Genomic DNA, 23,463 nt, shown 5'->3' with positions numbered 1-23,463 from the left:
CGCACGGGCGCCGGCGGACCGCCGCCATCATGGGGCGGGTGATCGACCTCAGCAGCGGGTTGGCGGACCGCTACCGCGACTTCGCCGGGTGGGCGGCGGGCAGCTCGCCCTGCTTCCAGCGGTGGGCGGACGGCGTCGCCGGGGACCCGCCGGTGCTGGAGTGGATCGGCACGCTGCCGGTGGCCAAGCAGCAGCCGAACCTCGTCTTCGCGGCCGCGCGCTGGCACGGCGTCCCCGCACCGGGCCCCTACCGGGGTCTCCGCCAGGCGCTCCTCGGGGACGACGGCAGCATCCGTCGCACGGTCCTGCGCCGCGCCACCCAGACCAACGAGGTCGGGCGGCTGGCCACCCTCGTGCCGGCCTTCACCCACCTGGGCGAGGACGGGCCGCTCGCGCTCCTGGAGGTCGGGGCCAGCGCCGGCCTGTGCCTCTACCCCGACCGCTACGACTACGCCTGGGCGCCGGCCGGCGGGTTGGGCGGCAGCGGCGGCCCCACCCTGGCCTGCGCGGTGGCCGGGCCGGTTCCCCTCCCGACGGCGCCGCTGGCGGTGGCCTGGCGGGGCGGGGTCGACCTGAACCCGCTCGACGTGACCGACGACGACGCCATGGCCTGGCTGACCACCCTGGTCTGGCCCGAGCAGGACGAGCGACGACGTCGGCTGGCCGACGCCGTCGCCATCGCCCGGCAGGACCCGCCGCTGATCCGGACCGGTGACCTGCTCGACGAGCTGCCGCCGCTGGTGGCGGAGGCGTCCCGGCACGGCCGTGTGGTGGTGTTCCACAGCGCCGTCATCGCCTACCTGACGACGGAGGACCGCCGGGCCTTCACCGCGATGATGACGGCGCTCGTCGCCGCCGGCCGCTGCCGCTGGGTCAGCAACGAGGGATCGCAGGTGCTGCCCGAGGTCACCGCCACCGCGCCCGCGGGCGACGACGGCGCCACCACGTTCGTGCTCGGCGTCGACGGGCGGGCGGTGGGCCGCACCCACCAGCACGGGGCGACGCTGGACTGGTTCGCCGCCTGACGGGCGCGCTCCCGACTAGGGCAGCCGGAGCCCGGCCAGCGCCCGGTCCCGGCTGGGCGGCTCCTCGTTGCAGAGCACCGCGAGGTCGAGGTCCTGGTCGGGCAGGTGGGCCAGCAGCGTCTCGTACCCCGGCATGTCGCCGGGGTTGACCCGCGCGCGGTGGCCGCGGACGTGGCCGAGGAAGGTGCCGTAGCCGTACCCGGTCAGCGTCATCGGCCCGCCGCCGGGCTCGCCCGCGGGGAGGGCTGCGTGCTGGGTCCAGAGCAGCGCGGCGGACCGGGTGGACACGACCGCGCCGGCCCGCAGCGCCTGGTTGAGGCGGACGAGGTCACCCGCGGTCGTCCAGAGGTCGCCGGAGCCGGTGATGGCGGCGAAGCCGGGGTGCAGGGGTCGGAGCCGGCCGTGGTCGTGGCCGACGGCGAGGTCCGGGCCCGCCGGCGCCGCGCCGGAACGGGTGGCCGTCATCCCCGCCGGCGCGAGGACCAGGATCTCGGCGGTGGTCGCCCACGGCTGGCCCGTCACGGCGTCGACGACCCGCGTCGCGGTGAGGAAACCGGGTCCGCTGTAGCGCCAGGCGGCGCCGGGCGGGGTGACCGGGGGAGCCGCGGCGATGAGGGCCAGGAGCTCGTCGAGGGGCGGCGGCGCCGTCAGAAGCCGCGGCAGGCCGGGCACGTCGCCCCAGTGCCCGAGGCCGGAGGTGCTGCTCAGCAGGTGGTGCAGCGTGATGCCCGACCATCTGGCCGGCAGGTCGTCGAGCCAGGTGGTGACCGGCCGCTCCAGGTCCAGGTCACCGGCCTCGACCAGCGCCAGGACGACGGCCGAGACGACCAGCTTGCTGATCGAGCAGGCTTGGAAGACCGACCCCGGGCCGCACGCTGGGCTGTCCGCCCCGGCGGTCCGCCCGAGGGCGCGCTCCTCGAGCACCTCGGACCCGCGCACCACCAGCGCCGTCCCCGACCACGCCGGCCCCTCGTCCTGTTCCGCCACCTCCGAAACGGTAGCGGCGCTGCCCTGCGGCCAGCCGGTCCGGGGAGGGTGCGGGCGTGCGCGGACGGCGGCCACCGGGGCGGCCGCCGGCTCAGGTCGTCGTCGTCAGCACCCCGCCGTCGGCGCGCAGCGCGGCCCCGTTCGTGGCCGAGGACAGCGGGCTGGCCAGGTACAGCACCAGGCGCGCGATCTCGTCGGGCTCGAGGAACCGCTGGACCAGCGAGGTCCGGTTCTCGGCGACGATCGCGGCCTTCAGGTCGTCGGCTCCCATCCCCTGGGCCGCCGCGATCCGGCGGACGGTGTCCTCGACGCCGTCGGACCAGGTCGGCCCGCCCAGGACCGTGTTCACCGTGACCTCGGTGCCCCGGGTCAGCTTGGCCAGGCCGTTCCCGAGCGCGATCACCGCCGCCTTGGTGACGCCGTAGTGGAGCATCTCGGCCGGGACGTCCACCCCGGACTCGCTGGCGACGAAGACGATCCGGCCCCGCCCGCGGGCCAGCATGCCGGGCAGCGCGTGCCGGGAGACCCGCACGCCGCTCATCACGTTGACGTCGAAGTAGCGCTGCCAGTCGTCGTCGCCGAGGTCGGCGAACGCCGCCCGCTCGAACAGGCCGACGTTGTTCACGACGACGTCGAGCTCGTTGAGGCCGTCGAGGAGGCCCTGCACCTGGGCGGGGTCGCCGAAGTCGGCGACGGCCCCCTCCACGACGGCACCCGGCACCTCGGTGCCCAGCCGGTCCACCGCGTCCTCGACCCGCTCGGCGCTCCGCCCGTTGACGACGACCCGGGCGCCCTCGCCGAGCAGCGCCCGGGCGACCGCGTAGCCGATACCTCCCGTCGAACCGCTCACGAACGCCCGCTGACCGCTCAGCCGCAGATCCATCCCGCACCCGTCCCCTTCTCGTGCCGAGCCGCCGAAGTTGGTTGCTCAGTCAAGTGAAACGGTAACGCTTTCACTTGCTCGGTCACGTGAGCCCGGTCGTCGTCATGGCCGCACGTCGCGTAGCCTGCGGGGATGGCGGACGACGAGGGCGCCCCGGGCCTCAGCGGCGAGGAGCTGCAGACGTGGGCGGCCCTGGCCACCGTGCTGGAGTGGCTGCCGCCCGCCCTCGACGCGCAGCTGGGGCGCGACGCCGACCTGACCCACTTCGAGTACGGCGTCCTCTTCGCCCTGGGCGACGCCCCCGGGCGGACCCTCCGGATGAGCGTGCTCGCCGGCTACGCGAACAGCACGCTGACGCGGCTGTCGCGGGCGGTCGGGCGGCTGGAGAAGCGGGGATGGGTGCAGCGCGCCCCGGACCCCTCCGACGGCCGGTCCACCCTGGCCATGCTCACCGCGGCCGGGGTCGAGAAGCTGGAGCAGGCGACGCCGGGGCACGTCCGGGTGGTCCGTCACGTGCTCGGCTCCCTCACCCGCGCCCAGGTCCGGCAGCTGCGCGAGATCAGCCGTCGCCTCCTGGGCGCCCTCCGCGAGGAGGAGGGCTGGCAGCCGTCCACCCCGCCGACGGAGGCGGCCGCTCCGGTCGGACCGGGCGGACGGGGCGGACGGGGCGGACGGGGGAGCGGCCGTCGACGGGAATAGCGGCCGCGCCGACGGGCTTGGACCGGACATGACCACCATCGGATTCATCGGCAGCGGGAACATCGGCAGCACCGTCGCACGGCTGGCCGTCGCGGCGGGCCACGACGTGGTGCTGAGCAACAGCCGCGGACCGGAGACCCTGGCCGACCTCGTCACCGAGCTGGGGCCCCGCGCCCGCGCCGGCACCGCCGCGGAGGCGGCCGAGGCGGGGGAGATCGTCGTCGTGACCGTGCCCCTCAAGGCCTACCGGCAGGTGCCGGTCGAGCCGCTCGCGGGCAAGGTCGTCCTCGACACCAACAACTACTACCCCGAGCGCGACGAGCGGATCCCCGAGCTGGACGAGGAGTCGACCACCACCAGCGAGCTGCTGCAGCAGCACCTGCCCGACTCGCACGTCGTCAAGGCGTTCAACAACATCTACGTCGTGCAGCTGGGCGGGCTGCCGCGGCCCAGCGGCGACCCGGAGCGCTCGGTGCTCCCGATCGCCGGCGACGACGCGGCGGCCAAGCAGACGGCCACGGCGTTCCTCGACGCCGTCGGCTACGACGCGCTGGACGTCGGCCCGCTGGCCGAGGGCTGGCGCTTCCAGCGCGACACCGTCGCCTACGTCCAGCCCTACGTGGCGGCGAGCGGCGACCTCACCGACCCGCGGGGCCAGCAGGTCACGGCGGCGACGCTCCAGCAGAAGCTGGACGCCGCCGCGCGCTACCGCGACATGTAGGCCGCACCGCCGCACCTGCGGCTGGACGCGTCGACCGGCCCGCCCCACCACGGAGCGGGCCGGTCGTCTGCGTCCAGGGACGGAGCGCGACCTCAGCCCGGCGGGTTGGCCGCGAGCTGGGCGTAGAACGCCGTCGGGTCCGCGGCGAGCGAGGCCTTGACCATGGCGCTCCACTCGTCGACCACGACCTCGATCGCCCCGGCGGCGACGCCGTCGAGCGCGGCCCGCGGGACGTCGCGGGGGTCGATCATCGGGCCCTCGTAGCCGGCCATGATGTCGGTGGCGGCCGCCCCGAGGTGGACGCCCTGCACGAGGGTGCCCTGCGCGGCGAGGTCCTGCCGGACGGCGTTGGTCAGGCCCCACTCCGCCGCCTTCGCCGCGGCGTAGGCCCCGTTGCCCGGGAAGGCGAACCACGACAGCGCCGACAAGATGTTGACGACCGCGCCGCCACCGCCCGCGGCCAGCACCGGCGCGAAGGCCCGGGTGACGGCGAGCGTCCCCCAGAAGTGGGTGTCCATCTCGCGCCGGATGGCGTCGAGGTCGCCCGTGATGAGCGGGGTCGAGGTGGAGATGCCGGCGTTGTTGACGAGCAGCGTCACGTCGGAGGCCTCCGACGCGGCCGCGGTGACCGAGGCCTGGTCGAGCAGGTCCAGCCGCAGCGGCACGACGCGGCCGTCGCCGCCGGTGTCGACCGCCTCGGGCCGGCGGCTGGCCGCGTAGACCTTGGCCGCGCCGCGGTCGAGCAGCTCGAGCACGAACGCGCGCCCGATGCCCCGGTTCGCTCCGGTGACGAGGGCCGTCTGTCCGGTGATGTCCATGGATGTGTCCTCGTGTTCTTGGTGAGCCGGGTACCTGTCGACCCGGCCTCGCCTACGCTAGGAGCTGACGTTGACGTCAGGGGCAAGTCCTGCACCGCCCGCTGGTCCCCACCCGTCCTCCGAGAGGTCCTTCATGCGCATCGGCGAGGTCGCCCACCGCTCCGGCGTCAGCCCCCGGGCTCTGCGCTACTACGAGGAGCAGGGTCTGCTCACCTCGAGCCGGACCAGCGCGGGCCAGCGCACCTACCCGGAGTCGGCGGTCGAGCGGGTGCAGCTCATCCAGCAGTTCTTCGCCGCCGGCCTGCCGAGCCGCTCGATCGTCCAGCTGCTGCCGTGCGTGGACTCCGGTGCCTCCACGCCGGAGGTGTTCGCGATGCTCGAGGCCGAGCGGGCGCGGATCACCGCGGCGATGGACGCCCTCGCCGCGGCGCGCGACGCCCTCGACCACATGATCGACATCGCGCACCACCCGACGCCCGAGCACTGCCCGGCCCTGCGTGAGCCCGCCGGTGCGGACGAGGGGTTCGCCCGGGCCGGGTAGCCGGCGCGGTCCTGGTGCCGAGCCGGCGTAGAACGAGGAGGTCCGGACGGTTCGGGAGACCCCGGAGGTCGGCATCCGGCCGCCCGAGCGCGAGCACGCCGTGCGCCCCGGGCTCGGCGGGCTGGAGCTGGACTGCCGGTCCCTGCCGGACCCGGACCAGTCCCACCGCCTGCTGGTCTGCACCGCCGTCCCGGGCCGCGAGAGCCACGACGAGCTGCAGCTGCTCACGGTCGTCGGCGCCAGCCGATGACCGCGACCGGGGCGGGCGCGGACCGCACGCCCTGAGACCCCGACGGGCTCCCGGGGGGCTCATCCGGGCGGCCGTGAAAGCCCTGGACTTCGCGCAACCCCTGGTGAAACGCACCATTTCCCGTCCCGTCACGCCGTGGAAACGGCCGGCGGTCAGGGTGGTCAGCAGTCCCGGACGCCGATGGAGCGTTTCACGGACGACCCTTCCCCCGATGCACGAGGAGTCCGACCTTGACCTCCCACCACTGGAGCTCCGTGAGCCGACGCACCCTCCTGGCCGCAGGCCTGGCAGCGCCGGTGACCGCCGCCGTGGCCACGCCCGCCGAGGCCCGAGGAGGTGGTGGCGGCCGGAAGAAGCGTCGCTGGGACCACCACCTGCGGGCCACGCCCGACCACCTGCACTGGGGCGGCTTCCCGGTGGACGCCGAGCCGGCCCTCACCATCCGGTCCGGCAGGACCGTCCGGGTCGACATGCTCTCCCACCAGGGCGCGACCCAGGCCATCCACCCCGTCGAGTACTTCGCCGCCTTCGGGGCGGGGCGCTCGGCCGTCCTCCCCGACGCGATCGCCTTCTGGGAGACCCGGGCCGAGCGCCAGGCCAAGGGCCAGCAGTACGGCGGGCACGTCCTGACCGGGCCCATCTACGTCGACGGCGCCGAGCCCGGCGACACCCTCGCCATCGAGATCATGGACGTCGAGACCCGGGCGCCGTACGGGTTCAACAACACCGCCCCCGAGGGCGGGGTGATGGCGACCTTCTACCCGGGCTGGCGGGAGGGTGACGCCGGCCTCGACATCCCCGCCGAGATCCCGGCGGACATGCCGGCGGGGGTGTGGCCCGACGTCCGGACCCACATGTACCGGGTGGGCAAGCACCGGGGCGAGGACGTCGTCTTCTTCTCCGACCGGCTGAGGGTCCCCGCCCGGCCCTTCCCGGGCATCGTGGCCGTGGCCCCGGCGAGCGGGGTCTTCATCGGCAACACCGAGGACGCCCCGCCGCCCGCCACCGGCGTCCAGAATTCGACACCGCCGTGGACCTTCGGCGGCAACATGGACGTCCGGGACCTCTGCTCGGGGTCGACGCTCTACCTGCCGGTCTTCCAGCCGGGCGGCCAGGTCTTCCTCGGCGACCCGCACAGCGCCCAGGGCGACGGGGAGGTCAGCGGCACCGCCGTCGAGCACTCGTGCGTCGGCAACTTCCGGATCACCGTCATGAAGGACACCGAGACCGAGCTGCCCTGGGCCGAGAACGAGACCCACTGGATCATGATGGGCATCCACTGGGACCTCGACCGCGCGATGCGGATGGCGGTGGAGAAGACCGTCGACTTCCTCGTCACCACCCAGGGGCTCACCGTCCCGAAGGCGTACTCCTTCGCCTCGATCGCGGTGAACTACCACAACGCCGAGGTCGTCGACCGGACCCAGGTCGTCACCGGGTACATCCCGAAGGACGTCTTCGCGCGTCCGCACCGCTGACCGGCGGGGGAGCGCGCACCGCTCCTGGAGCCGGGAGGTCCCGGCGCGGGTCGCCCCGCCGGACGGCTGCCACCGTCCGGCGGGGCGTCGGCCCGGCGTGGCATCCTGCCGGCATGCGCGCCAAGGCCGTGACCGTCGGCATCCCCGTCCGCGACCTGGTCGCGGCGACCGCCTGGTACCGCTCGGCCCTCGACCTCGCCGAGCCGGACTCGGAGCCGGTGGACGGCGTCGTCGAGTTCGACCTCGGCCCCTTCTGGCTGCAGCTGGCCCTCGCTCCCGAGCTCGCCGGCGCCCGTGGCATCTCGGTGAACATCAGCGTCGAGGACGCGGGGTCGGAGCGCGAGCGGCTCGCCGCCCTCGGGCTGGAGGTGGGCCCGCTGGAGCGCTTCGAGAGCTTCGTCGAGCTGTTCGCGCTGACCGACCCCGACGGCAACGAGATCGGCTTCGTCACCGAGCTCGGCTGACCGGGCCCGGGCGCCGGCCGCCGGTGGTCGGCACCGCGCCGGTGCCCGCCGCCGCCGGCCCGGTCCCTACGATGACGCCCATGACCGCCCCCGCACCGCCGCCCCCGCCCGCGCCGGACGGACCGGTCTGGGCCGGGTCGCTGACGACGGTCCGCACGGCCGCCCCGCAGGTGGTGCTGACCTTCGACGACGGACCGCAGCCCGGCGGCACCGACAAGATCCTGGCCGCGCTGGCGGACACCGGGTCGACGGCGACGTTCTTCGTCCTGGTGTCGCGGGCGCGCCGGTTCCCCAGCCTGCTCGACGAGGTCGTGGCGGCCGGGCACGAGATCGGGCTGCACGGCCTCGACCACGTCCGGCTCACCACGTTGCCGCCGGAGGAGGTCCGGCAGCGCACCGCGGATGCGCGGGCGGAGCTGCAGGACCGGATCGGCGGTCCCGTGCCGTGGGTGCGCCCGCCCTACGGCGCGCAGGACCGGGACACCTGGGCGGGCCTCACCCACGGCGGGCTCACGTCGGTGCTGTGGGGGATCGACCAGGAGGACTGGCGGCCCGACGTCGACGACGACCACCGGCTGGCCATGGCCCTGACCGGGCTGGCCCCGGGGATGATCTTCCAGGGTCACGACGGGTTCGCCGGACCGGAGGACGGAGCCTTCGACGGCCCCGCCCCGCAGCTGGACCGCGGCGCGCTGCTGCGACGCGTCCTCGCCGCCTACGCCGAGCAGGGCCTGGTCGGGCGATCCCTCAGCCAGGTGCTGGGCGACGGCGGCGTCCAGCTCCGCGAGGAGCGCTTCCCCGTCTGAGCCGGCGCGCGCCGGCCCGCCGCGGTGGGGTGACCGGCCGGCGAGCTCACCGTCCCTGACCCTCAGAGGCGTCGTCGCGACCGGTCCGGCGTCCTCGGTGCGAGACAGCGGGGGCGGCGTCCCCTAGATTCACCAGGGCGCGGGCGTCGCCGGACGCTCCGGGGAGCAGGGGGCGCAGTGCAGCGAGCCGGGCGTCTGTTCGTGCTGCAGTACGGCGCGGAGCGGGTCTCCAAGGGGCTCTCGCTGCGCGGCGGAGACCACGGACACCTCTACTGGGAGCCGCTCACCGGGGTGCTGGTCGAGACCACGGCCGGCTGGATCATCTTCGACACCGGGATGAGCCGGCGCCACCACGACTCCGCTGCGGTCGAGCAGGTCTACCGCGGGGACCTGCCACCCGGTCCTCTCCCCGGCCCGCCGTGGCACCTGCCGCCCGCCCCGCCCGCCGATCGCAGCACCTGGGGACTCCCGGGCGACCCGCTCGTGTCCGTGCTGCAACCCCTGGGTCTGACGCCGGCCGACCTGTCGTTGGCCGTCATCAGCCACCTGCACTGGGACCACACCGGCGGCATCGAGACCCTCACCGGGGCTGGGGTCGAGGTCCTCCTGCACGCCGACGAGCTGGCCTGGGGCCGCAGCGGTCGCGCCCGCTTCGAGGAGGGGTTCGACGCCGCCGAGTGGTCCCTCCCCGCGACGCGCTGGCGGACGGTCGACGCGGAGACGGAGGTGGCTCCGGGGGTGACCGTGCTCCCGACGCCGGGTCACACCCCGGGGCACGTGTCGCTCCAGGTCGAGCTCGCGGGCACCGGGACCTGGATCTTCGCCGCGGACGCCACCGACCTCGCCCAGAACCTGCTCGACGCCGTGCCGTGCGGCTCCTGCGCCGGCGGCACCGCTGCCGACGAGGAGCAGGCCTCGGCGTCGCTGGACCTCCTGCTCGCGCGGGCGAGGGCGAGCCACGCCCGCCTGGTGCCCGGGCACGACCAGGTCGTCTGGAACGCCATCCGGCACCCACCGGGCGGGCACCGCTGAGCCGCGCCCGGGCGCTGCGGAACGCCCGCGGCCGCCGGTCGCCTCGCCGAGGTCCGTCGGGGCGAGGCGGCCCCCGGTCTCGAGGGCCGGGGCTCCAGCCGGAGCGGTGGCCCGTGTGCGAGCGTGGCTGCACCTACCCGGGAGGTCTGATGAGTGCCATCGCTCCATGGCTGTCCGTCCGTGACGCCGCCGCTGCCGTCGCCTTCTACCGCCGCGCGTTCGGGGCGACGACCGGCGAGCTCGCCGAAGGCGGAGGCGTCCTGCAGGTCGGAGAGCTCTTCGTGGGCGGCGCACGGTTCTGGGTTCAGCACGACCCGGAGCTGCCCGCCGGCCACGATCCGGGCCGCGCGGTCCGGATGATCCTCACGGTGACGGACCCCGATGCTGCGTTCAGCCGCGCCCTCGACGCCGGAGCGGTCGAGATCGCCGGCGTCCACGACGAAGGAGCCTGGCGGACCGGCCGTCTCGTCGACCCCTTCGGGCACCAGTGGGAGCTCGCCCGGCTCACGCCGTAGGGGACCTGCCCCCCACCCGTGCGCGCCAGTCCGCGGTCGCACCGCGGGGGCCGGCTCGACGCACCGGGCCCCTGGTCGTGCCCAGCACCGCGGACGTGTCAGCGCCGGTGGCGGCTGGGGCGACCACCGACGCTGACAACCCGCGTCCCGGCCGACGCGCGGGCTACGGCGATGGAGGGGCGGCGGGCAGGGTCGCCCCTCGCAGCCGGTCGGCGAGCGCGAGAACCGCGTCGTGGAGCGGCGGCGGCCCGTGGACGGTGAAGTCGACGACGAACGCCGCGAAGGCGGCGGCGAGCCCCTCCCACGACCACGACCCCAGGGTCACCCGGACCTCGTCGGGACCGGTCGGCTCGACCACGGCGTCGTCCGGCAGGTACGGCGCGAGCGTCCGCGCCCCGTCGGCGGACACGAGGACCGAGCCGGTGCACGGCCAGACGTCGTCACGGTCGGAGCCCTTGAACCGTGCTGCGACGAACACCGCCGCGTCGTCGCCGGGGACGGGACGCGGCACGAACCGCACGCCGGTCCGGGCCCGGGGGGCGATCCGGTCCACCCGGTAGGTCCGCCAGTCGTCGCGCTCGAGGTCCCAGGCCAGCAGGTACCAGCGGCCGTGCCGGGCCACGACCGCGTGCGGCTCGACCCGCCGGGCCGGCCGGGCGTCACCGTCCGGGGCGTGGTCGAAGCGCAGCAGCTCACGCCGGTGCACGCTCTCGCTCACCGCCACGAGCACGTCCGGGTCGACCCGGACCGCGCCCGTCGTCGTCACCGCGCCCACGGCGTCGACCCGGTGCCGCAGCCGCGCGGGCATGACCTGGCGCACGGTCGCGAGAGCCCGCGCCGCCGACTCGGCGATGTCAGCCCCCGACGCCGGCGCGACCGCGAGCGCCAGCGCGATCGCGACGGCCTGGTCGTCGTCGAAGAGCAGCGGCGGCAGGTCGGAGCCGGCGGCCAGCCGGTAGCCGCCGGCGGGGCCCCGCAGCGCGTCCACCCGGTACCCCAGCTCGCGGAGGCGGTCGACGTCACGCCGGATCGTCCGGGGCGTGACCGCGAGCCGCTCGGCGAGCTGGTCGCCCGGCCAGTCGCGGTGCACCTGCAGCAGGGAGAGCAGCGCGAGCATGCGGGAGGAGGGGCTGGACATGCGAACCATTCTCGACCGAGAAGAGGACACGACCTGTCCTGAACGCCCGGAACACTCGGGGCCGAGGCCGCCGCCGGGGCGGTCCGACCGAGGAGAACCCATGAGCATCGAGACCACCACCCACCTGAACTTCGACGGCCAGGCCCGTGCCGCGCTCGACTTCTACGCCACCGTCTTCGGCGGGACCGCGACGGCGGTGACCTACGGCCAGATGGGCGCGTCCGACGACCCGGCCTGGGCCGACAAGGTCGTCTTCGGCCAGCTGTCGACCGACGCGGGCCTGCGCGTGATGGCGTTCGACGTGTGGCCCGGCCAGCCCTACGACCAGGGCTCGAACGGGTTCTACGTCTACGTGCACGGCACCGACGCCGACGAGCTGACCCGCTACTGGGACGGCCTCGCCGACGGCGCCGAGATCCGCCAGCCCCTCGGTCCCTCCGCCTGGGCGCCGCTCGCCGGCCAGCTGCGCGACCGCTTCGGCGTCATCTGGGCACTCGACGTCGCCCCAGCGGCAGGCTGAGGTGCGGCCGGCGTCCGGGAGGGACCGGACGCCGGCCGTCGTGCGTCAGCTGGTGGTGACGGGCAGCTGCCGGTTCCGGCGTCGGTGGACCACGGCGACGGTCGTCAGGACCGCGAGGTAGTAGAGGGGGTACCAGGCGCGCTCGGCGGCCTGGGTGCTGTTGACCATCTGGCTGGTGGTCGTGCAGAACACGACGACGGGGAAGGCGGCGACGGCGATCGCCACCGACCAGCCCGGGTGCCGGCGGCTGCGCAGCCCGGCGACCAGGAGGGCGAGACCGCCGACGAAGGGCAGGACGGTAGCCAGGACGGAGAAGGCGATGTTGCCCGAGGTCGTCATCGTGCCGATGCTCCAGCCCAGCACCGGCTTGGTGACCAGGACGCCCAGCAGCAGGGCGGTCAGCAGCGCGGCGCCGTAGCCGACCATCCCGCGCGCGGCCCGCCGCGAGGGTCGGAGCGTGGCCAGCGCGGCCAGCAGCGCCAGTCCGGCGAACAGCGCCAGCACCAGCGGCCGCGGCGTGGGGTAGGGGCCGGACCACAGGGAGCTCATCCAGGCCACGTAGGCCAGCGCGGCGACGAGCAGCAGCCGGGCGAGGCCGCCGTGCCCCCTCACCACCAGCAGGGCAGCCGTCATGAACGCCAGGTAGAGGCCGACGCCGATCGTGAGGAACGGACCGGACAGGAAGTAGTGGCCGTAGTTCGCGACCTCCTCCATCGGCGGTCGGGAGCGGGCGCCGATCACCTCGGCGGCCAGCATCAGCAGCCCGAGCGCGGCGCCGACGACCAGGGCGCAGGCGGCGACCTGGTCCCGCAGCCGGGTCGGCACCCACCGGAGCACACCGTCCACGCGATCCTCGGCTCCGTGCCCGACCAGGTCGGCGACGGTGCTCAGGCTGACGGTCGACCGGTCCGCGGGCTCCGCCTGGTCGAGCAGGACCGCCACCACCTCGTCCTCGTGGTGCCGGCGCCACCGCTGCGGGTAGCAGCGCAGCAGCAGCCGGAGACGGCGTTCCAGACGTCGGTCCGCGCTGGTCATGCCGGTCCTCCCGCCCAGCGCACGTCCACGGCGTTGCTCCGGTCCTCACCCGACCGGGTGCGGCGGTGCTCACGGACAGCGGCGGCCGTGGCCGCGGCGAGGGCCTGCAACCGTGCGGTCTGCGCCGAGAGGACCTCGACGCCGGACCCGGTGAGGGCGTAGTAGCGGCGGTGCCGGCCCGCCACGACCTCCGACCCGCTCTCCGCCACCAGCCCCTCGCGGGCCAGCCGGTCCAGCGTCGCGTACAGGCTGCCCGCCTTCAGGCGGACCCGGCCTTCGGACAGCTCGGCCACGGCCTCGATCAGCGCGTAGCCGTGACGGGGCTGGGTCGCCAGGGCTGCCAGGATCAGCAGCGTCGGTTCCCGGAGGTCATCGACGGTCATGTGAGCAGCATAGTCATGTGGAGTGAATATGACCAGGCCGGCCGGGGCAGCGCGCCAGAGCCGCTGCCGCTGGTCCTCGACCGCCTGGACGATGTCCGCTTCCGGGGTTCCGGATCAGTCCGTGCACGCCACGCCGGGAAGCTGGCGCGCCCAGCTCTCGACGGTGCCGTCGGCCCGGGTGACGTAGACCCGCCTGTCCTGGTCGACGACGTGGATCGCGTTGCCCCGGCGCTCGAAGCCGGTGGGTCGCGCCTCCGCGGGCAGCCGGTCGTCGAGGTCCGACGCGCCGTCGGTGCGGAGGAGGGACCCGCGGGTGTCGCGCAGGTAGGTGCGGGCGAGAGCCTCGTCCGGCAGGTCCCGCTCGGACCGGGTCGTCCCGACCGGCCAGACGAGGGTGAGGACGACGGTGTCGTTCTTCTCGCAGTCGTTCGGCAGCAGCACGGTCCGCACCACGAGGGGGCGGTCGGGGGCGCCGGTGCCGTCCGGCAGCTCACGCCCCGTCCGGGCGTCGGTCCACGGCCCGACGAGGTCCTCGTCGCCGGCAGAACAGGCAGCGAGCGGCAGGAGCGCGAGCGCCGCAGCGGCGGCGAGGTGGACGGGCCGGGGCCACATGGGTCGAGCATCACCCCGATGTCCTCGAGCGGCAAGCACCGCTGCGGCTTCAGCTCGGGGCGTTGAGCACGGTCCACCGGCCTTCGGACACCACCTCGACGGTGCCGTCGACGACCGTGATCGCGGTGTCGTCGTCGATGACGTAGGCGGGGTGGGGGAGCGCCGCCGCCCACCGCTCCGCCTCGGCCATGGTGTTCCCCGCCCGGCCCTCGCCGTTGACGTGCGGGCAGAGGCAGAAGTCGACGACGCCGAGCGCCTCGTCCCCGGCGGCTGAGGGCCACGCGACGAACTCGGCGCCGACGCGGGGCGTCAGCGCCATGCTGCCGGCGCTCAGCCCCACCCAGACGGTGCCGTCCAACGACGGCAGGAGCTCGGCCAGCCCGCTCTGCCGCGCCCAGTGGCTCAGGTACGTCGCGTCGCCGCCGGCCACCAGCAGGACGTCGGCCTCGCGGACCCAGGGGACCCACCGATCCCTGTCGATGCTGGGCAGGGCGGTGAGCTCCAGGACGCCGACGGACTTCCAGCCCAGGTCGCACAGGGGCAGCGAGGAGGTCCCGCTGATGAACTGCCAGGTCATCGTCGGGTCGACCATCGGGTGCCCGTACTGCGCGGTCGGGATGCAGAGGGCGGTGGAGTCGGCGATCGGCTGGCCGAGGAGGTCGGTGAGGGCCCGGTGGATGCTCGGGTTCGTGACGCCCGCTGAGGTGAGGAGGAGCTTCATGGTCCAGGTCTCGATCGTGTCGTCGGTCAGGAGCCGCGCGGCGCCCGCGGTCCTGGGCTAGGACCCGCTGCGGTCGGCAGACTCGTCGACCGGCGGCCGCCAGGGCTCGTGGGCGTGGCTGAGCCAGACCGCCCCGGGCTCCAGGGCGAGGATGAGCCGCTGGCCCTCGGTCTCCGGCTCGTCGAGCTCGCCGAACCAGACCGCGGTGTCCCCGGTGATGACGGTCGGCCGCCCGCCGGCGCCCTGCACGACGACGACCTGGCTGCCGCGGGTGTGGCCGGGGGCGGGCAGCAGCCGGACGCCGGGCAGGAGCTCGTGCTCCCCGTCGACGGGGACGTACCGGACGCCGGGCGGGTCGACCCACTCCGGGATGGTGTACCCCTCCTCGGTCCGCGCGTCCTCGAGCTCGCGCCGCTGCACGTAGACGGGCGTGCCGGCGAAGAGGTGGTTGCCCCCGCAGTGGTCGAAGTGCAGGTGGGTGTTGACCACCAGGTCGATGCTGGCCGGGTCGATCTCCCGCTGGCTCAGCACCCGCGGGTCGAGGTCGGCCGCGGCAGGGTGGAGCTCGGTGAAGCCGGTGTCGACCAGGACCCGCCCGTCGGGGTGGTCGATCAGGTGCACGTAGACGGGCATCAGCTCGCCCTCGGCGACGAGGTCGGCGACGTGGATCGGCGTGATGGTGGTGGTCATCGAGGTGGCTGCCTCCGGGGTCCGCGACGGACGCCCGTCGTGCCGCGGGAGTCTCGTCCTGGTCGTCGACCTGCCGGCAGCGCCGAACTCATCGGGGTGCGGGCGGGTGGTCCGCCCACGAGTCACCGGTGCTGGAGAGTCGAGCGAGTGGAGGGACCGGGGCCTACCGGCCCGCCGACCCGTGCTCGAGGCCGTGGACGTCCTGCAGGTCCTCGACCGTCCTGGCGTCCATGACTCCGTCGCGGACCGACGAGGAGTCGCCCGTCACCCGGCCGATCATCACCCGGTCCTGCGGCACCGGCTCGTCAGCGACCGCGAGCCGACCGACGGTCACCGCGGCCACGACCACGAGCGCCGCGGCCGTCCCGACGACCCACCTCGACGTGCTCATGCCACCTCCTGCTGTGCGGCGGCAGGTGCAAGCAGACGAGCGCTCGGCCACGTCTCGACAGCCCTGACGGGCACCGGACACCTCACCGACGTGTGCCGGACGAACCCGGCGCTCGTTCGTCCCCGCCCGAGCGTCCGTTGTCCTCGAGGCGGCGGAGCAGTTCGGCATCTTCCGTGCGGACCCGCTCGATGGCCCCGTGCAGGCGGTCGTGCCGAGCCAGCCGATCCACGTGCTCGAGCTTCCCGACGCGGGCGTGGAGGACGGCACTCAACAGAGCCGCGCCGATCCCGACGTACAGCAGACGTGACCCGATGACCCGAGCCGGCTCGCCCAGATCGAAGGCGGAGAGGATGCAGGTCAGCGACACCAGCAGGACGGCCAGTGCAGCCCCGCGCACGGCGTTGTGCAGCCGCTGGACCTCGTCCCTGTTGCTCCACATGAGGGCAGAGTAGCCGCGCTTGCCGACACCCGTACCTCCGCGATCACCTCTCCGCCGGTCCTTTCAGCCGAGCGGCGCGACCGTCCCGGGAGCGGACGGCTGAGGTGCGTCCGGCTGGAGAGGACCGGGCTGGGTCGTCGGAGAGGACGCCGAGGAACCCGGGTCACCCGGAGCCGGGCCCGCGCCGTCGCCCCTCGGTGCCGGGCTGGGTTCGGCCGAGGGCGTCGGCGTCGGTCCGGGCGAGGTCGGCACGGGTGCCGGGCTCGGTGCCGGCGTCCCCCCGGGCGACGACGACGGGGTCGCGGCAGGGCTCGGGCCGGAGGTGGGGTCGGTGCTCGGCGCGGGCCCCACCGGCGTCTCCCGGGGGACCGGCTTCCCGCTCGGCAGGTCACCGGGCGAAGGCGCGGCCCCCGGGCCGGGCGGTGCCGTCGACGGCGGGTCCACGAGCCCGGGGCTGAGGGCCGGGGTCCCGGCGGGTGAGGGGTCGACGGCGACGCCGCGGTCGGCGGACAGGACGGCTCCCGCGCTCAGCGTCACCAGGACGGCCGCCGTCACCACGAGGGCGGTGATCCGGCGGTGGCGTCGCCGCTGCTCGACCTGGCGCAGCCGGCGTGCGGGAGGCGGTGGCGGCACCCGCTCCTCGGCGTCCGCGGCCAGGGCGCGCAGGCGGCCGTCCAGCGGGTCCTCAGCCACGGGTCAGCTCCTCGGGCAGGCGGTCGGACAGCAGCACGGCCAGCGCCGCCCTGCCCCGTGACAGCCGGGCCTTGACGGTGCCGACGGGAGCGCCGGTCTCGGCCGCGATCTCGGCGACCGGCAGGTCGCAGAGGTGGTGCAGGACGATCGCCCGCCGCTGCTCGAGCGGCAGCTTGGCCAGGGCCTCGAGCAGCGCGAGGTGGGCGATGCCCGGCTCGCGCGCTGAGTTCCGGCCGGTCAGGGCGCGGTCCGGGTCGAGGAGGGCCTTGCGCGCCCGGCGCCAGCGGCTGATCGCCAGGCGGGACGCGGTGACCCGCACCCAGGTCTCGGGCGACCGGTCGAGGTCCAGCCGGCGGCGGTGGCGCCAGGCCCGGATGAAGGCCTCCTGCACGCAGTCCTGGGCCTCGGCCAGGTCGCCGCACATCGCGTACACCTGGCCGACCAGCCGCCGGTAGCAGAGCGCGTACAGCTCCTCGAACGCGTGCTCGTCCAACCCGACCCGGCTGGTGCCCGGTGCGTCCACGGCTGCCCCGCCGTCCCCGTCTGCGACGAGCTCACCGCCGCGCCGCGCCGCGGTCGCAGCGTCCATCGCGTCCAGCCTCCTCCCGAGGTCCTGCCCTGTCCACGTCCGGACCGCGCCGGGTGGCGTCTGCCCGGGAACGGACGTGCACCCCTCCGACGTCACGGGCCCTGCCACGGTCGGTGGTCCGGGCCGGCCGTGCTGGCGGGGGAGCACCTGCTCAGTTCGTGGTCGACCAGCCGAAGCGCTCCGCCCCTGCTGAGGCGACCCACGAGCGGGCCGGCACCCGGCCGCCCTCGGGCAGCTCCGCGTCGGAGAGGACGTAGACGTAGCCCCGGCCGACGTACGGGCTGGAGACGGTGAGGATGTTCTCCGCCCGTCCGGAGAGGCTGCCGAGGGACCGCCCGAACCGGTGCCCCGACCCCACCGAGGAGGCGGTGCCGCGGGCGTCCTCGGTGATGCTCCTCGAGAAGGTCAGCGGTCGGGCCGGCGTCACCCGGACCGGCTGCACAGCACCTGCGTCGACCACCGACCCCACGTCCTCGGTCGGGACGCCCACCAGCAGGGTGGTCGCCGTGAAGCCGAAGGCCAGCGACCCGCCGAAGTGGTCCCCGGCCTCGGGGGTACCGGGGACGCCGGCCGTCGCCTGGGTCAGGGCGCGACCCGGGGCGAACTGCTCGTGGGTGTTGAGGAACAGGGTCACCGAGCCGGCGTCGGCGGTCCTGCCGACGTCCTCCCCGGGAGACCCGACGGCCAACGAGGCCAGCTCCGTCGCGGTGTACCGGCTCAGCGCCAGGCTCGCGCCGAAGTGGTCGCCCTTCTCCGCGGTACCGGGGACCTCCGACGTGTTCTGGGTGAGCAGGGTCGCGGTCTCGAACCTCTCCGAGACGACGGTCACCGAGCCGGCACCGGCCCGCCCCGAGACGGTGTCGCCGGGGGCGCCGATCGCCAGGCCTCCGGCGAGGTCCCGGCCGTTGGTCTCGGGCAGGTCGACCGGTCCCGCGGCCAGCGAGCTGCCGAAGCGGTCGCCGGTCTGCGGCGTGCCCGGCAGCCGCACCGCACCCAGCGGTCCTCGCCGCCCCTGCCGCAGCTCGGCCACCAGGCTGCGGTCGCCGTCGACCTCGCGGATGTTGACCGCACCTGCGTCGACCGCCGAGCCGGCGTCCTCGCCGGGGGCGCCGACGACCAGCCGTGGCCGCTCCGCCGGACCGGCCGTCATGACCTGGACGGCGGAGCCGAACGCGTCGCCCGCCTCCACCTGTCCGCCGAGGTCACCCTGGTCCAGGGTCAGCACGTCGAGGTCGGGCGTCCCCTCCGCCGGGGCGAGGTCCCGGATGACCGAGACGGTGCCGGCATCGGCGGCCCCCCGGACGTCCTCCCCGGGGGCGCCGACCACCAGGTCGCTGCAGCTCGGGGCGGCGCCGGCCGGGGCGAGCGCGAGGTCCCAGCCGAAGTGGTCGCCGGCCTGCGGCGTGCCGCCGAAGCTGGCCTGGGTGATCACCTGACGGTCGCCCTCGCCGATCTGGCCGTACCGGTCGCCGTACAGCACGGTGACGGCACCGGCCTCGGCGCGGCCGGCCACGGTGGCGTACGGGTCACCGACCGCGGCGTCGTCGTAGCCGTCGCCGTCGAAGTCGAGGGCGCTCGGGGTGGTGGCGCAGGCGTCGGGGGCCGCGGCCGAGGCGGGCGGGGTCAGGACGAGGCAGCCGGTGACCGCCAGTCCGGCGAGGGTCGGGATCGCGATCCCGGGTCGACGTGGGTTCACGGAACTCTCCTTCGAGCTCGTAGGTGCTCCGTGTACTCACCGCGTGGTCCGGGGGTTGCCCGGCGGGGGAGCCTGATGCGCGATCGTGACGTCCGGCCGTCGGAGAGCCCTCGGGTGCCCCGCCCGCCTCAGCCGCGGGCGGCGCACTCCCGTCAGGAAGGACGGCGGAGGGGCGCTGCACCGGACCGGCACCGCCTGGCTACCGTGGGCAACATGACACTCGCACAAGGACGTGACAGTGAAAAAGCAACGCTGAACCGCCGTCAGGTGGTCCTCGGCGGGGCCGGGCTGGCCGGCGCGCTGGCCCTGGGGCAGGTCTCCGCGCCGGCGCGGGCGGACGTCGTCGGCTGGCGGGCGGACCCGGCCGTGGTCGCGGAGTACGAGTCGACGCGGCCCGGCTTCGTGTTCGACGAGCGGGAGGTGCCGCCCTACCGGCTGCCCGACCCGCTCCGGTCGCGCAACGGGCGACGGGTCCGCACACCGCACCAGTGGCGGCTCCGGCGCCAGGAGCTGCTGGACGACTTCCGCACCCACGTCTACGGCCGCCGGCCGCGCCCGGCGGAGCGCAGCCGGCCCCGGTTCGAGCTGGTCGAGTCCGACCCGACCGCGCTGGGCGGTGCGGCCACGCTCAAGCGGGTGCTCGTGCACACCCGGCACGGGTCCCGCTCGCACCGCTTCGAGGTGATCCTGTTCGTGCCCAACGCGGTGACCGGTCCGGCACCGGTGTTCCTCCTGCTCAACAACCGCGGTCCCGAGAACACCGACCCGACCCGCGCGACCATCTCCCCGTTCTGGCCCGCCGAGCAGGTCGTCGCCGCCGGGTACGCCATCGCCGCGCTCCAGGTGGGCGACCTGGCTCCCGATGACCCGGCGACGTTCCGCGACGGGATCATCGGCCTCTACGAGGACACCGCCACGACGAGGCCGCGACCGGCTGACGCGTGGGGTGCGCTGTCCGCCTGGGCCTGGGGTGCCAGCCGAGCGCTCGACTACTTCGCGACCGACCGTGACGTCGACGCCGACCGGGCCGTCGTCGTCGGCCACTCCCGCGGCGGCAAGGCCGCGCTGTGGGCCGGTGCCGAGGACGAGCGGTTCGCCATGACGGTGAGCAACGACTCCGGCTGCGGGGGAGCCGCCCTCAGCCGGCGGGTGTTCGGCGAGACCGTCGCCCGGATCACCGACGACTTCCCGCACTGGTTCTGCCGCAGGTTCTTCCGCTACGGGGGAGCCGAGGACAGGCTCCCGGTCGACCAGCACGAGCTGATCGCGCTGCTCGCCCCCCGCGCCGTGTGCGTGGGCAGCGCCGACGAGGACCTGTGGTCGGACCCGCGGGGGGAGTTCCTGTCCCTGGCCCACGCCTCGTCGGTCTACGGGTTGTGGTTCCACCGGGGTGTCCGTCCGTCGGCCATGCCGCCGCTCGACCGGCCGCTCCGGGTGCCGGCCCGGAGCTACCACATCCGCAGCGGGGTCCACGACCTCACCGCCCAGGACTGGGGCTACTACACCGGCGCGGCCGACCGGCTGTGGCGCTGAGCGACGTGCGCGTCGGCCGACGGCCGTCCCGGCTCCTGTGACACTGCCCTTGCGCGACCTCCTCGGTCAGCCCACGGACCAGAGCTTCTTGTACCGGGAGTCGGCCAGGACGAGGCGGCCGTCGTTGTTGAGGACGAGGAAGGTGCCCTTGCCCGCGCCTTTGGGCTTGACGGCCCACACGGTCTTGCCGGTGCGAGTCTGAAGAGCCAAGGCTCCGTCCGCTCGCACGGTGAGACGGTCCGCTCGAGAGCCAGCCGTGGGCGTGGACCAGACGACCTCGTCGGTGTACGGGTGGTTGTAGGAGGTGGGCCACTCGCGGCGGAGGAGCAGAGCCTGCCCGTCGCGGATGAGCAGGCGAGGGGCCTGTTCGCCGCGGTTGGTACCGCCGTCGACGCCTTCGATGTTGGTGAGCATGCGGCGACCACGGAGGGCCTGCCCGCTGCGCAGGGTGGACTCGGTCCGGGGTGGGCTGACGCTCCGGGTGGACTGGTAGGCGATCTGCCCGCGGGAGTACCCGCTGCCGTCGAAGGTGCAGGCCATCTCGAAGGTCAGGTCGAGGCGCTTGATCCGGTCGTCGCGGTCGAACTCGAGCTGGCGGATGTCGAGGGTTCCGTCGCTCGACCCGCAGCCTCTGCCCCAGCCCGCGATGGACAGCGTGTAGGGGCCTTCGGGATAGCCGGCGAACCGGTGGACGCCGGCGCGGATCGGCTTCTTGGTCTGGTCCTCGACGAAGATGTAGGTCACGTGGTCCCCGTCGACGACCGTGATCCACATCGTGTAGTCGCGGCGACCCCCCTGAACGTAGGTCTTCTTCGCCGACGTGAAGGCGATGTTGGTCTGGCCCCCGCCGATGGCGTCGCCCGGGTCGCTGTCCAGGCGCACGAAGGTGGCTGCGGCCGGCTTCTTCGCGGCTTGCGCGCTGTCCGCGACGACGGAGAGCGGCGCGGCGACCACAGCCAGGCCGAGAAGGAGGACCAGTAGTCGTCGCACGTCGCACACCCCTCGAGGCCAGGAGCCGACGGTGGCTGCTGGGCGGCATCAGCCTAGAGCGCACGACGGCGCGGAGGGTGGATCGCGACGAACTCGCTGCCTCGGCCGCGTCCAGCAGGGGACCGCCCGGCTGACCGTGACGTGGTGCCCCGCGCGGGACGTCGGAACACCTCAGATCGTGGTGGCCTCGTACCGCGTCAGCGCGACCCGCCCCCCGGCCAGCTCCCCGAGCTCGTTGGCCCCCTCCGGGGTCGCCCGCCAGGCGCGGTAGGCGTCGTCGGCCTCCAGGGACTCCCAGACCTCGATGACGACGAGGTGCCGCGGGTCGTCGACGTCGCGGACCACGTCGGCGGAGACGAAGCCCGGACGGGCGCGCGTCTGGGCCAGGACCGCGCTGACGCGGGTCTCGGCGTCGGCCGGCGCGTCGGGGCGGAGCCGGATGTCGAGCACGGAGGTGATGGTCATGGCGCGACGGTAGCGGGCGGGCCGGCGACCAGCCGGGTGCGGTGCACCCTCCCGGCTCAGCCGGCGATGGTGTCGTAGAGCTGGTAGACGCCCAGGACGACGAAGAACAGCGTGACCAGCCCGAGCCCCAGGTTGTGCCGCCACCGGTTCCGCCACTCCGCGGGCACCCGGTCGGAGTTCAGCAGCCACAGGAGCGTGATCGCCAGGAAGGGCATGAAGAGGGAGCCCAGCACGCCGTAGGCCAGGATGATCGCGACCGGCTGACCGAGCAGCAGGAGCAGCATCGGCGGCAGCGTCAGCCACAGGATGTAGAGCTTGAAGTAGCGACCGCCGGTGCGGGTGTCCGGGTGGCCGGGCGGCAGGTGGCGGACGTGCCCGACGAAGTCGGCGAACATCAGCGAGACGCCGTTCCAGACGCCGATGAGCGAGGAGAACGACGCGGCCCAGAAGCCGATCAGGAAGAAGGCGCCGAAGACGCGCCCGTACCGCTCGGTCAGCACCGCGGAGAGGTCGAGCAGACCGCGGTCGCCCGTGGAGACGGCGATCTGGGCGGAGTTCAACAGCTCCGCGCCGACGATCAGCATCGAGACCACGAAGATCCCGGTCATGACGTAAGCCATCCGGTTGTCGAGCCGCATCACCTTCATCCAGCGCGGTGAGTGCCAGCCCTTCTCGCGCAGCCAGTAGCCGTAGGCCGCCAAGGTGATCGTGCCGCCGACACCGCCGGCCACGCTGAGGACGTTGATCATGGAACCGTCCGGGATGCGCGGGACCAGACCCCCCAGCACGTCGAGCAGGTTGGGCAGGGTGACCACGGCGGCGCCGACGACCGTCACGAACATCAGCGCGACCAGGACCGCGCACACCTTCTCGAAGAAGGCGTAGCGGCCGAACCAGACCAGGGCCAGCCCGATCAGCCCGGAGGCGATGGCGAACACCGGCAGGGGCACCGCCGGGAACAGCGCCGCCAGCGGGAGGGCCGTCGACGACATGGCGGCCGCGCCGTACACGAAGCCCCAGAGGATGATGTACGGGACGAAGTAGATCGTGGTCCACCGGCCGAGCGAGCGCCAGCCCTCGAAGATGGAGCGCTGCGTGGACAGCGAGTAGCGGCCCGCCCCCTCCACCAGGATGATCTTGAGGATGCAGCCGAGCACGGCCACCCAGAGCAGCGCGTAGCCGTACTTCTGCCCGGCGATCAAGGTCGCGACCAGGTCGGCGGCTCCCACACCGGTCGCCGCCACCAGCAGGCCGGGGCCGATGATCTTCCACTTCGGGGGCGGGGCGGACTCCTCGCCCACCGGGTGCTCCGCTGTGATGGTGCCGTCGCTCATCGTCGGTGGTCCCCT

The 23,463-nt window shown here is 74.4% G+C and carries 27 protein-coding genes and 1 pseudogene; 12 read left to right on the top strand and 16 right to left on the bottom strand.

The genetic code is table 11. The annotated features are described in order from the left end of the window. The first annotated feature begins 38 nt into the window (after positions 1-38). Positions 39-1,025 carry a DUF2332 domain-containing protein gene (locus tag JOF54_RS01270; RefSeq protein WP_307803706.1) on the top strand — a complete coding sequence of 329 codons (987 nt, stop codon included), beginning with the start codon at positions 39-41 and terminating at the stop codon, positions 1,023-1,025. 15 nt (positions 1,026-1,040) lie between these two features. Here the strand turns inward: JOF54_RS01270 and JOF54_RS01265 are convergent, their stop codons facing one another. Then, positions 1,041-2,012, bottom strand: a complete 972-nt coding sequence (locus tag JOF54_RS01265) for a serine hydrolase domain-containing protein (protein ID WP_210052265.1) — start codon at positions 2,010-2,012, stop codon at positions 1,041-1,043. A gap of 91 nt (positions 2,013-2,103) precedes the next feature. Beyond that, entirely contained in the window at positions 2,104-2,895 is a 792-nt protein-coding gene (locus JOF54_RS01260; protein WP_210052263.1) for an SDR family NAD(P)-dependent oxidoreductase, read from the bottom strand. Between the two features lie 132 nt (positions 2,896-3,027). On the opposite strand from JOF54_RS01260, the gene JOF54_RS01255 reads away from it, so the two are divergent. Both JOF54_RS01255 and JOF54_RS01250 read left to right on the top strand, forming a co-directional pair. Further along, positions 3,028-3,594 (top strand): MarR family winged helix-turn-helix transcriptional regulator, encoded by a 567-nt coding sequence (locus tag JOF54_RS01255; RefSeq protein WP_210052261.1) that lies wholly within the window; start codon positions 3,028-3,030, stop codon positions 3,592-3,594. 28 nt (positions 3,595-3,622) lie between these two features. Further along, positions 3,623-4,315 (top strand): NADPH-dependent F420 reductase, encoded by a 693-nt coding sequence (locus tag JOF54_RS01250; protein WP_210052260.1) that lies wholly within the window; start codon positions 3,623-3,625, stop codon positions 4,313-4,315. Between the two features lie 92 nt (positions 4,316-4,407). On the opposite strand, the gene JOF54_RS01245 is transcribed toward JOF54_RS01250, so the two are convergent. Next, entirely contained in the window at positions 4,408-5,133 is a 726-nt protein-coding gene (locus JOF54_RS01245; protein WP_210052257.1) for an SDR family oxidoreductase, read from the bottom strand. Between the two features lie 133 nt (positions 5,134-5,266). Here JOF54_RS01245 and JOF54_RS01240 point away from each other — a divergent pair, with 133 nt between their 5' ends. From JOF54_RS01240 to JOF54_RS01210, 7 genes and pseudogenes are all read left to right on the top strand, one after another. Then, complete coding sequence (locus JOF54_RS01240; protein ID WP_210052255.1) at positions 5,267-5,674, top strand: MerR family transcriptional regulator; 408 nt, start codon at positions 5,267-5,269, stop codon at positions 5,672-5,674. A 46-nt stretch (positions 5,675-5,720) separates the two neighbouring features. After that, positions 5,721-5,924 (top strand): annotated as a pseudogene (locus JOF54_RS01235) (MmyB family transcriptional regulator); the annotation flags it as partial. Positions 5,925-6,178: 254 nt separating this feature from the next. Further along, positions 6,179-7,402, top strand: coding sequence for an acetamidase/formamidase family protein (locus tag JOF54_RS01230; RefSeq protein WP_210052252.1), 1,224 nt, complete (start codon positions 6,179-6,181; stop codon positions 7,400-7,402). Between the two features lie 113 nt (positions 7,403-7,515). Continuing rightward, positions 7,516-7,866: a VOC family protein gene (locus JOF54_RS01225; protein WP_210052250.1), complete on the top strand. Its 351-nt coding sequence runs from the start codon at positions 7,516-7,518 to the stop codon at positions 7,864-7,866. An 80-nt stretch (positions 7,867-7,946) separates the two neighbouring features. Continuing rightward, complete coding sequence (locus JOF54_RS01220; RefSeq protein ID WP_210052248.1) at positions 7,947-8,672, top strand: polysaccharide deacetylase family protein; 726 nt, start codon at positions 7,947-7,949, stop codon at positions 8,670-8,672. A 177-nt stretch (positions 8,673-8,849) separates the two neighbouring features. After that, the gene (locus JOF54_RS01215; protein WP_210052247.1) at positions 8,850-9,704 is read left to right on the top strand and encodes an N-acyl homoserine lactonase family protein; all 855 of its coding nucleotides are present in this window, start codon (positions 8,850-8,852) and stop codon (positions 9,702-9,704) included. Positions 9,705-9,853: 149 nt separating this feature from the next. Continuing rightward, positions 9,854-10,219: a VOC family protein gene (locus JOF54_RS01210; protein ID WP_210052245.1), complete on the top strand. Its 366-nt coding sequence runs from the start codon at positions 9,854-9,856 to the stop codon at positions 10,217-10,219. Between the two features lie 163 nt (positions 10,220-10,382). On the opposite strand, the gene JOF54_RS01205 is transcribed toward JOF54_RS01210, so the two are convergent. Beyond that, a complete protein-coding gene (locus tag JOF54_RS01205) occupies positions 10,383-11,357 on the bottom strand; it encodes a helix-turn-helix transcriptional regulator (protein WP_210052242.1) in 975 nt (324 codons plus the stop codon). A 100-nt stretch (positions 11,358-11,457) separates the two neighbouring features. On the opposite strand from JOF54_RS01205, the gene JOF54_RS01200 reads away from it, so the two are divergent. Next, positions 11,458-11,877, top strand: coding sequence for a VOC family protein (locus tag JOF54_RS01200; protein WP_210052240.1), 420 nt, complete (start codon positions 11,458-11,460; stop codon positions 11,875-11,877). A gap of 45 nt (positions 11,878-11,922) precedes the next feature. Here the strand turns inward: JOF54_RS01200 and JOF54_RS01195 are convergent, their stop codons facing one another. The 9 genes from JOF54_RS01195 to JOF54_RS01155 all read right to left on the bottom strand — a co-directional run bounded on the left by JOF54_RS01195 (position 11,923) and on the right by JOF54_RS01155 (position 19,126). Further along, positions 11,923-12,912 (bottom strand): hypothetical protein, encoded by a 990-nt coding sequence (locus JOF54_RS01195; protein WP_210052238.1) that lies wholly within the window; start codon positions 12,910-12,912, stop codon positions 11,923-11,925. Further along, a complete protein-coding gene (locus JOF54_RS01190; protein WP_210052236.1) occupies positions 12,909-13,295 on the bottom strand; it encodes a PadR family transcriptional regulator in 387 nt (128 codons plus the stop codon). The genes JOF54_RS01195 and JOF54_RS01190 overlap by 4 nt, the downstream gene beginning before the upstream one ends. 114 nt (positions 13,296-13,409) lie before the next feature. Then, the gene (locus JOF54_RS01185) at positions 13,410-13,907 is read right to left on the bottom strand and encodes a hypothetical protein (protein WP_210052234.1); all 498 of its coding nucleotides are present in this window, start codon (positions 13,905-13,907) and stop codon (positions 13,410-13,412) included. A gap of 49 nt (positions 13,908-13,956) precedes the next feature. Then, a complete protein-coding gene (locus tag JOF54_RS01180) occupies positions 13,957-14,628 on the bottom strand; it encodes a Type 1 glutamine amidotransferase-like domain-containing protein (RefSeq protein WP_210052233.1) in 672 nt (223 codons plus the stop codon). A 57-nt stretch (positions 14,629-14,685) separates the two neighbouring features. After that, complete coding sequence (locus JOF54_RS01175; protein WP_210052231.1) at positions 14,686-15,318, bottom strand: MBL fold metallo-hydrolase; 633 nt, start codon at positions 15,316-15,318, stop codon at positions 14,686-14,688. Between the two features lie 163 nt (positions 15,319-15,481). Continuing rightward, positions 15,482-15,709: a hypothetical protein gene (locus JOF54_RS01170; RefSeq protein WP_210052228.1), complete on the bottom strand. Its 228-nt coding sequence runs from the start codon at positions 15,707-15,709 to the stop codon at positions 15,482-15,484. 82 nt (positions 15,710-15,791) lie between these two features. Then, complete coding sequence (locus JOF54_RS01165; protein ID WP_210052226.1) at positions 15,792-16,148, bottom strand: hypothetical protein; 357 nt, start codon at positions 16,146-16,148, stop codon at positions 15,792-15,794. Positions 16,149-16,833: 685 nt separating this feature from the next. After that, positions 16,834-17,430, bottom strand: coding sequence for an RNA polymerase sigma factor (locus JOF54_RS01160; RefSeq protein ID WP_210052224.1), 597 nt, complete (start codon positions 17,428-17,430; stop codon positions 16,834-16,836). A gap of 151 nt (positions 17,431-17,581) precedes the next feature. Beyond that, positions 17,582-19,126 (bottom strand): FG-GAP repeat protein, encoded by a 1,545-nt coding sequence (locus JOF54_RS01155; RefSeq protein WP_210052222.1) that lies wholly within the window; start codon positions 19,124-19,126, stop codon positions 17,582-17,584. Between the two features lie 213 nt (positions 19,127-19,339). On the opposite strand from JOF54_RS01155, the gene JOF54_RS01150 reads away from it, so the two are divergent. After that, positions 19,340-20,659: a glucuronyl esterase domain-containing protein gene (locus tag JOF54_RS01150; protein ID WP_210052220.1), complete on the top strand. Its 1,320-nt coding sequence runs from the start codon at positions 19,340-19,342 to the stop codon at positions 20,657-20,659. Positions 20,660-20,725: 66 nt separating this feature from the next. Here the strand turns inward: JOF54_RS01150 and JOF54_RS01145 are convergent, their stop codons facing one another. The 3 genes from JOF54_RS01145 to JOF54_RS01135 form a co-directional block, all read right to left on the bottom strand. Further along, positions 20,726-21,649: a hypothetical protein gene (locus JOF54_RS01145; RefSeq protein WP_210052218.1), complete on the bottom strand. Its 924-nt coding sequence runs from the start codon at positions 21,647-21,649 to the stop codon at positions 20,726-20,728. A 171-nt stretch (positions 21,650-21,820) separates the two neighbouring features. Beyond that, positions 21,821-22,114 carry a putative quinol monooxygenase gene (locus tag JOF54_RS01140; protein ID WP_210052216.1) on the bottom strand — a complete coding sequence of 98 codons (294 nt, stop codon included), beginning with the start codon at positions 22,112-22,114 and terminating at the stop codon, positions 21,821-21,823. A 56-nt stretch (positions 22,115-22,170) separates the two neighbouring features. Further along, positions 22,171-23,448: an Nramp family divalent metal transporter gene (locus JOF54_RS01135; protein ID WP_210052214.1), complete on the bottom strand. Its 1,278-nt coding sequence runs from the start codon at positions 23,446-23,448 to the stop codon at positions 22,171-22,173. Between the last annotated feature and the right edge of the window lie 15 nt (positions 23,449-23,463).

It is taken from the genome of Microlunatus capsulatus, from assembly GCF_017876495.1.
In the GTDB taxonomy this organism is placed as follows: Bacteria; Actinomycetota; Actinomycetes; order Propionibacteriales; family Propionibacteriaceae; genus Microlunatus; species Microlunatus capsulatus.
Note: the sequence above shows the minus strand (reverse complement) of the source record. Positions and strands in the feature narration are given on the sequence as shown.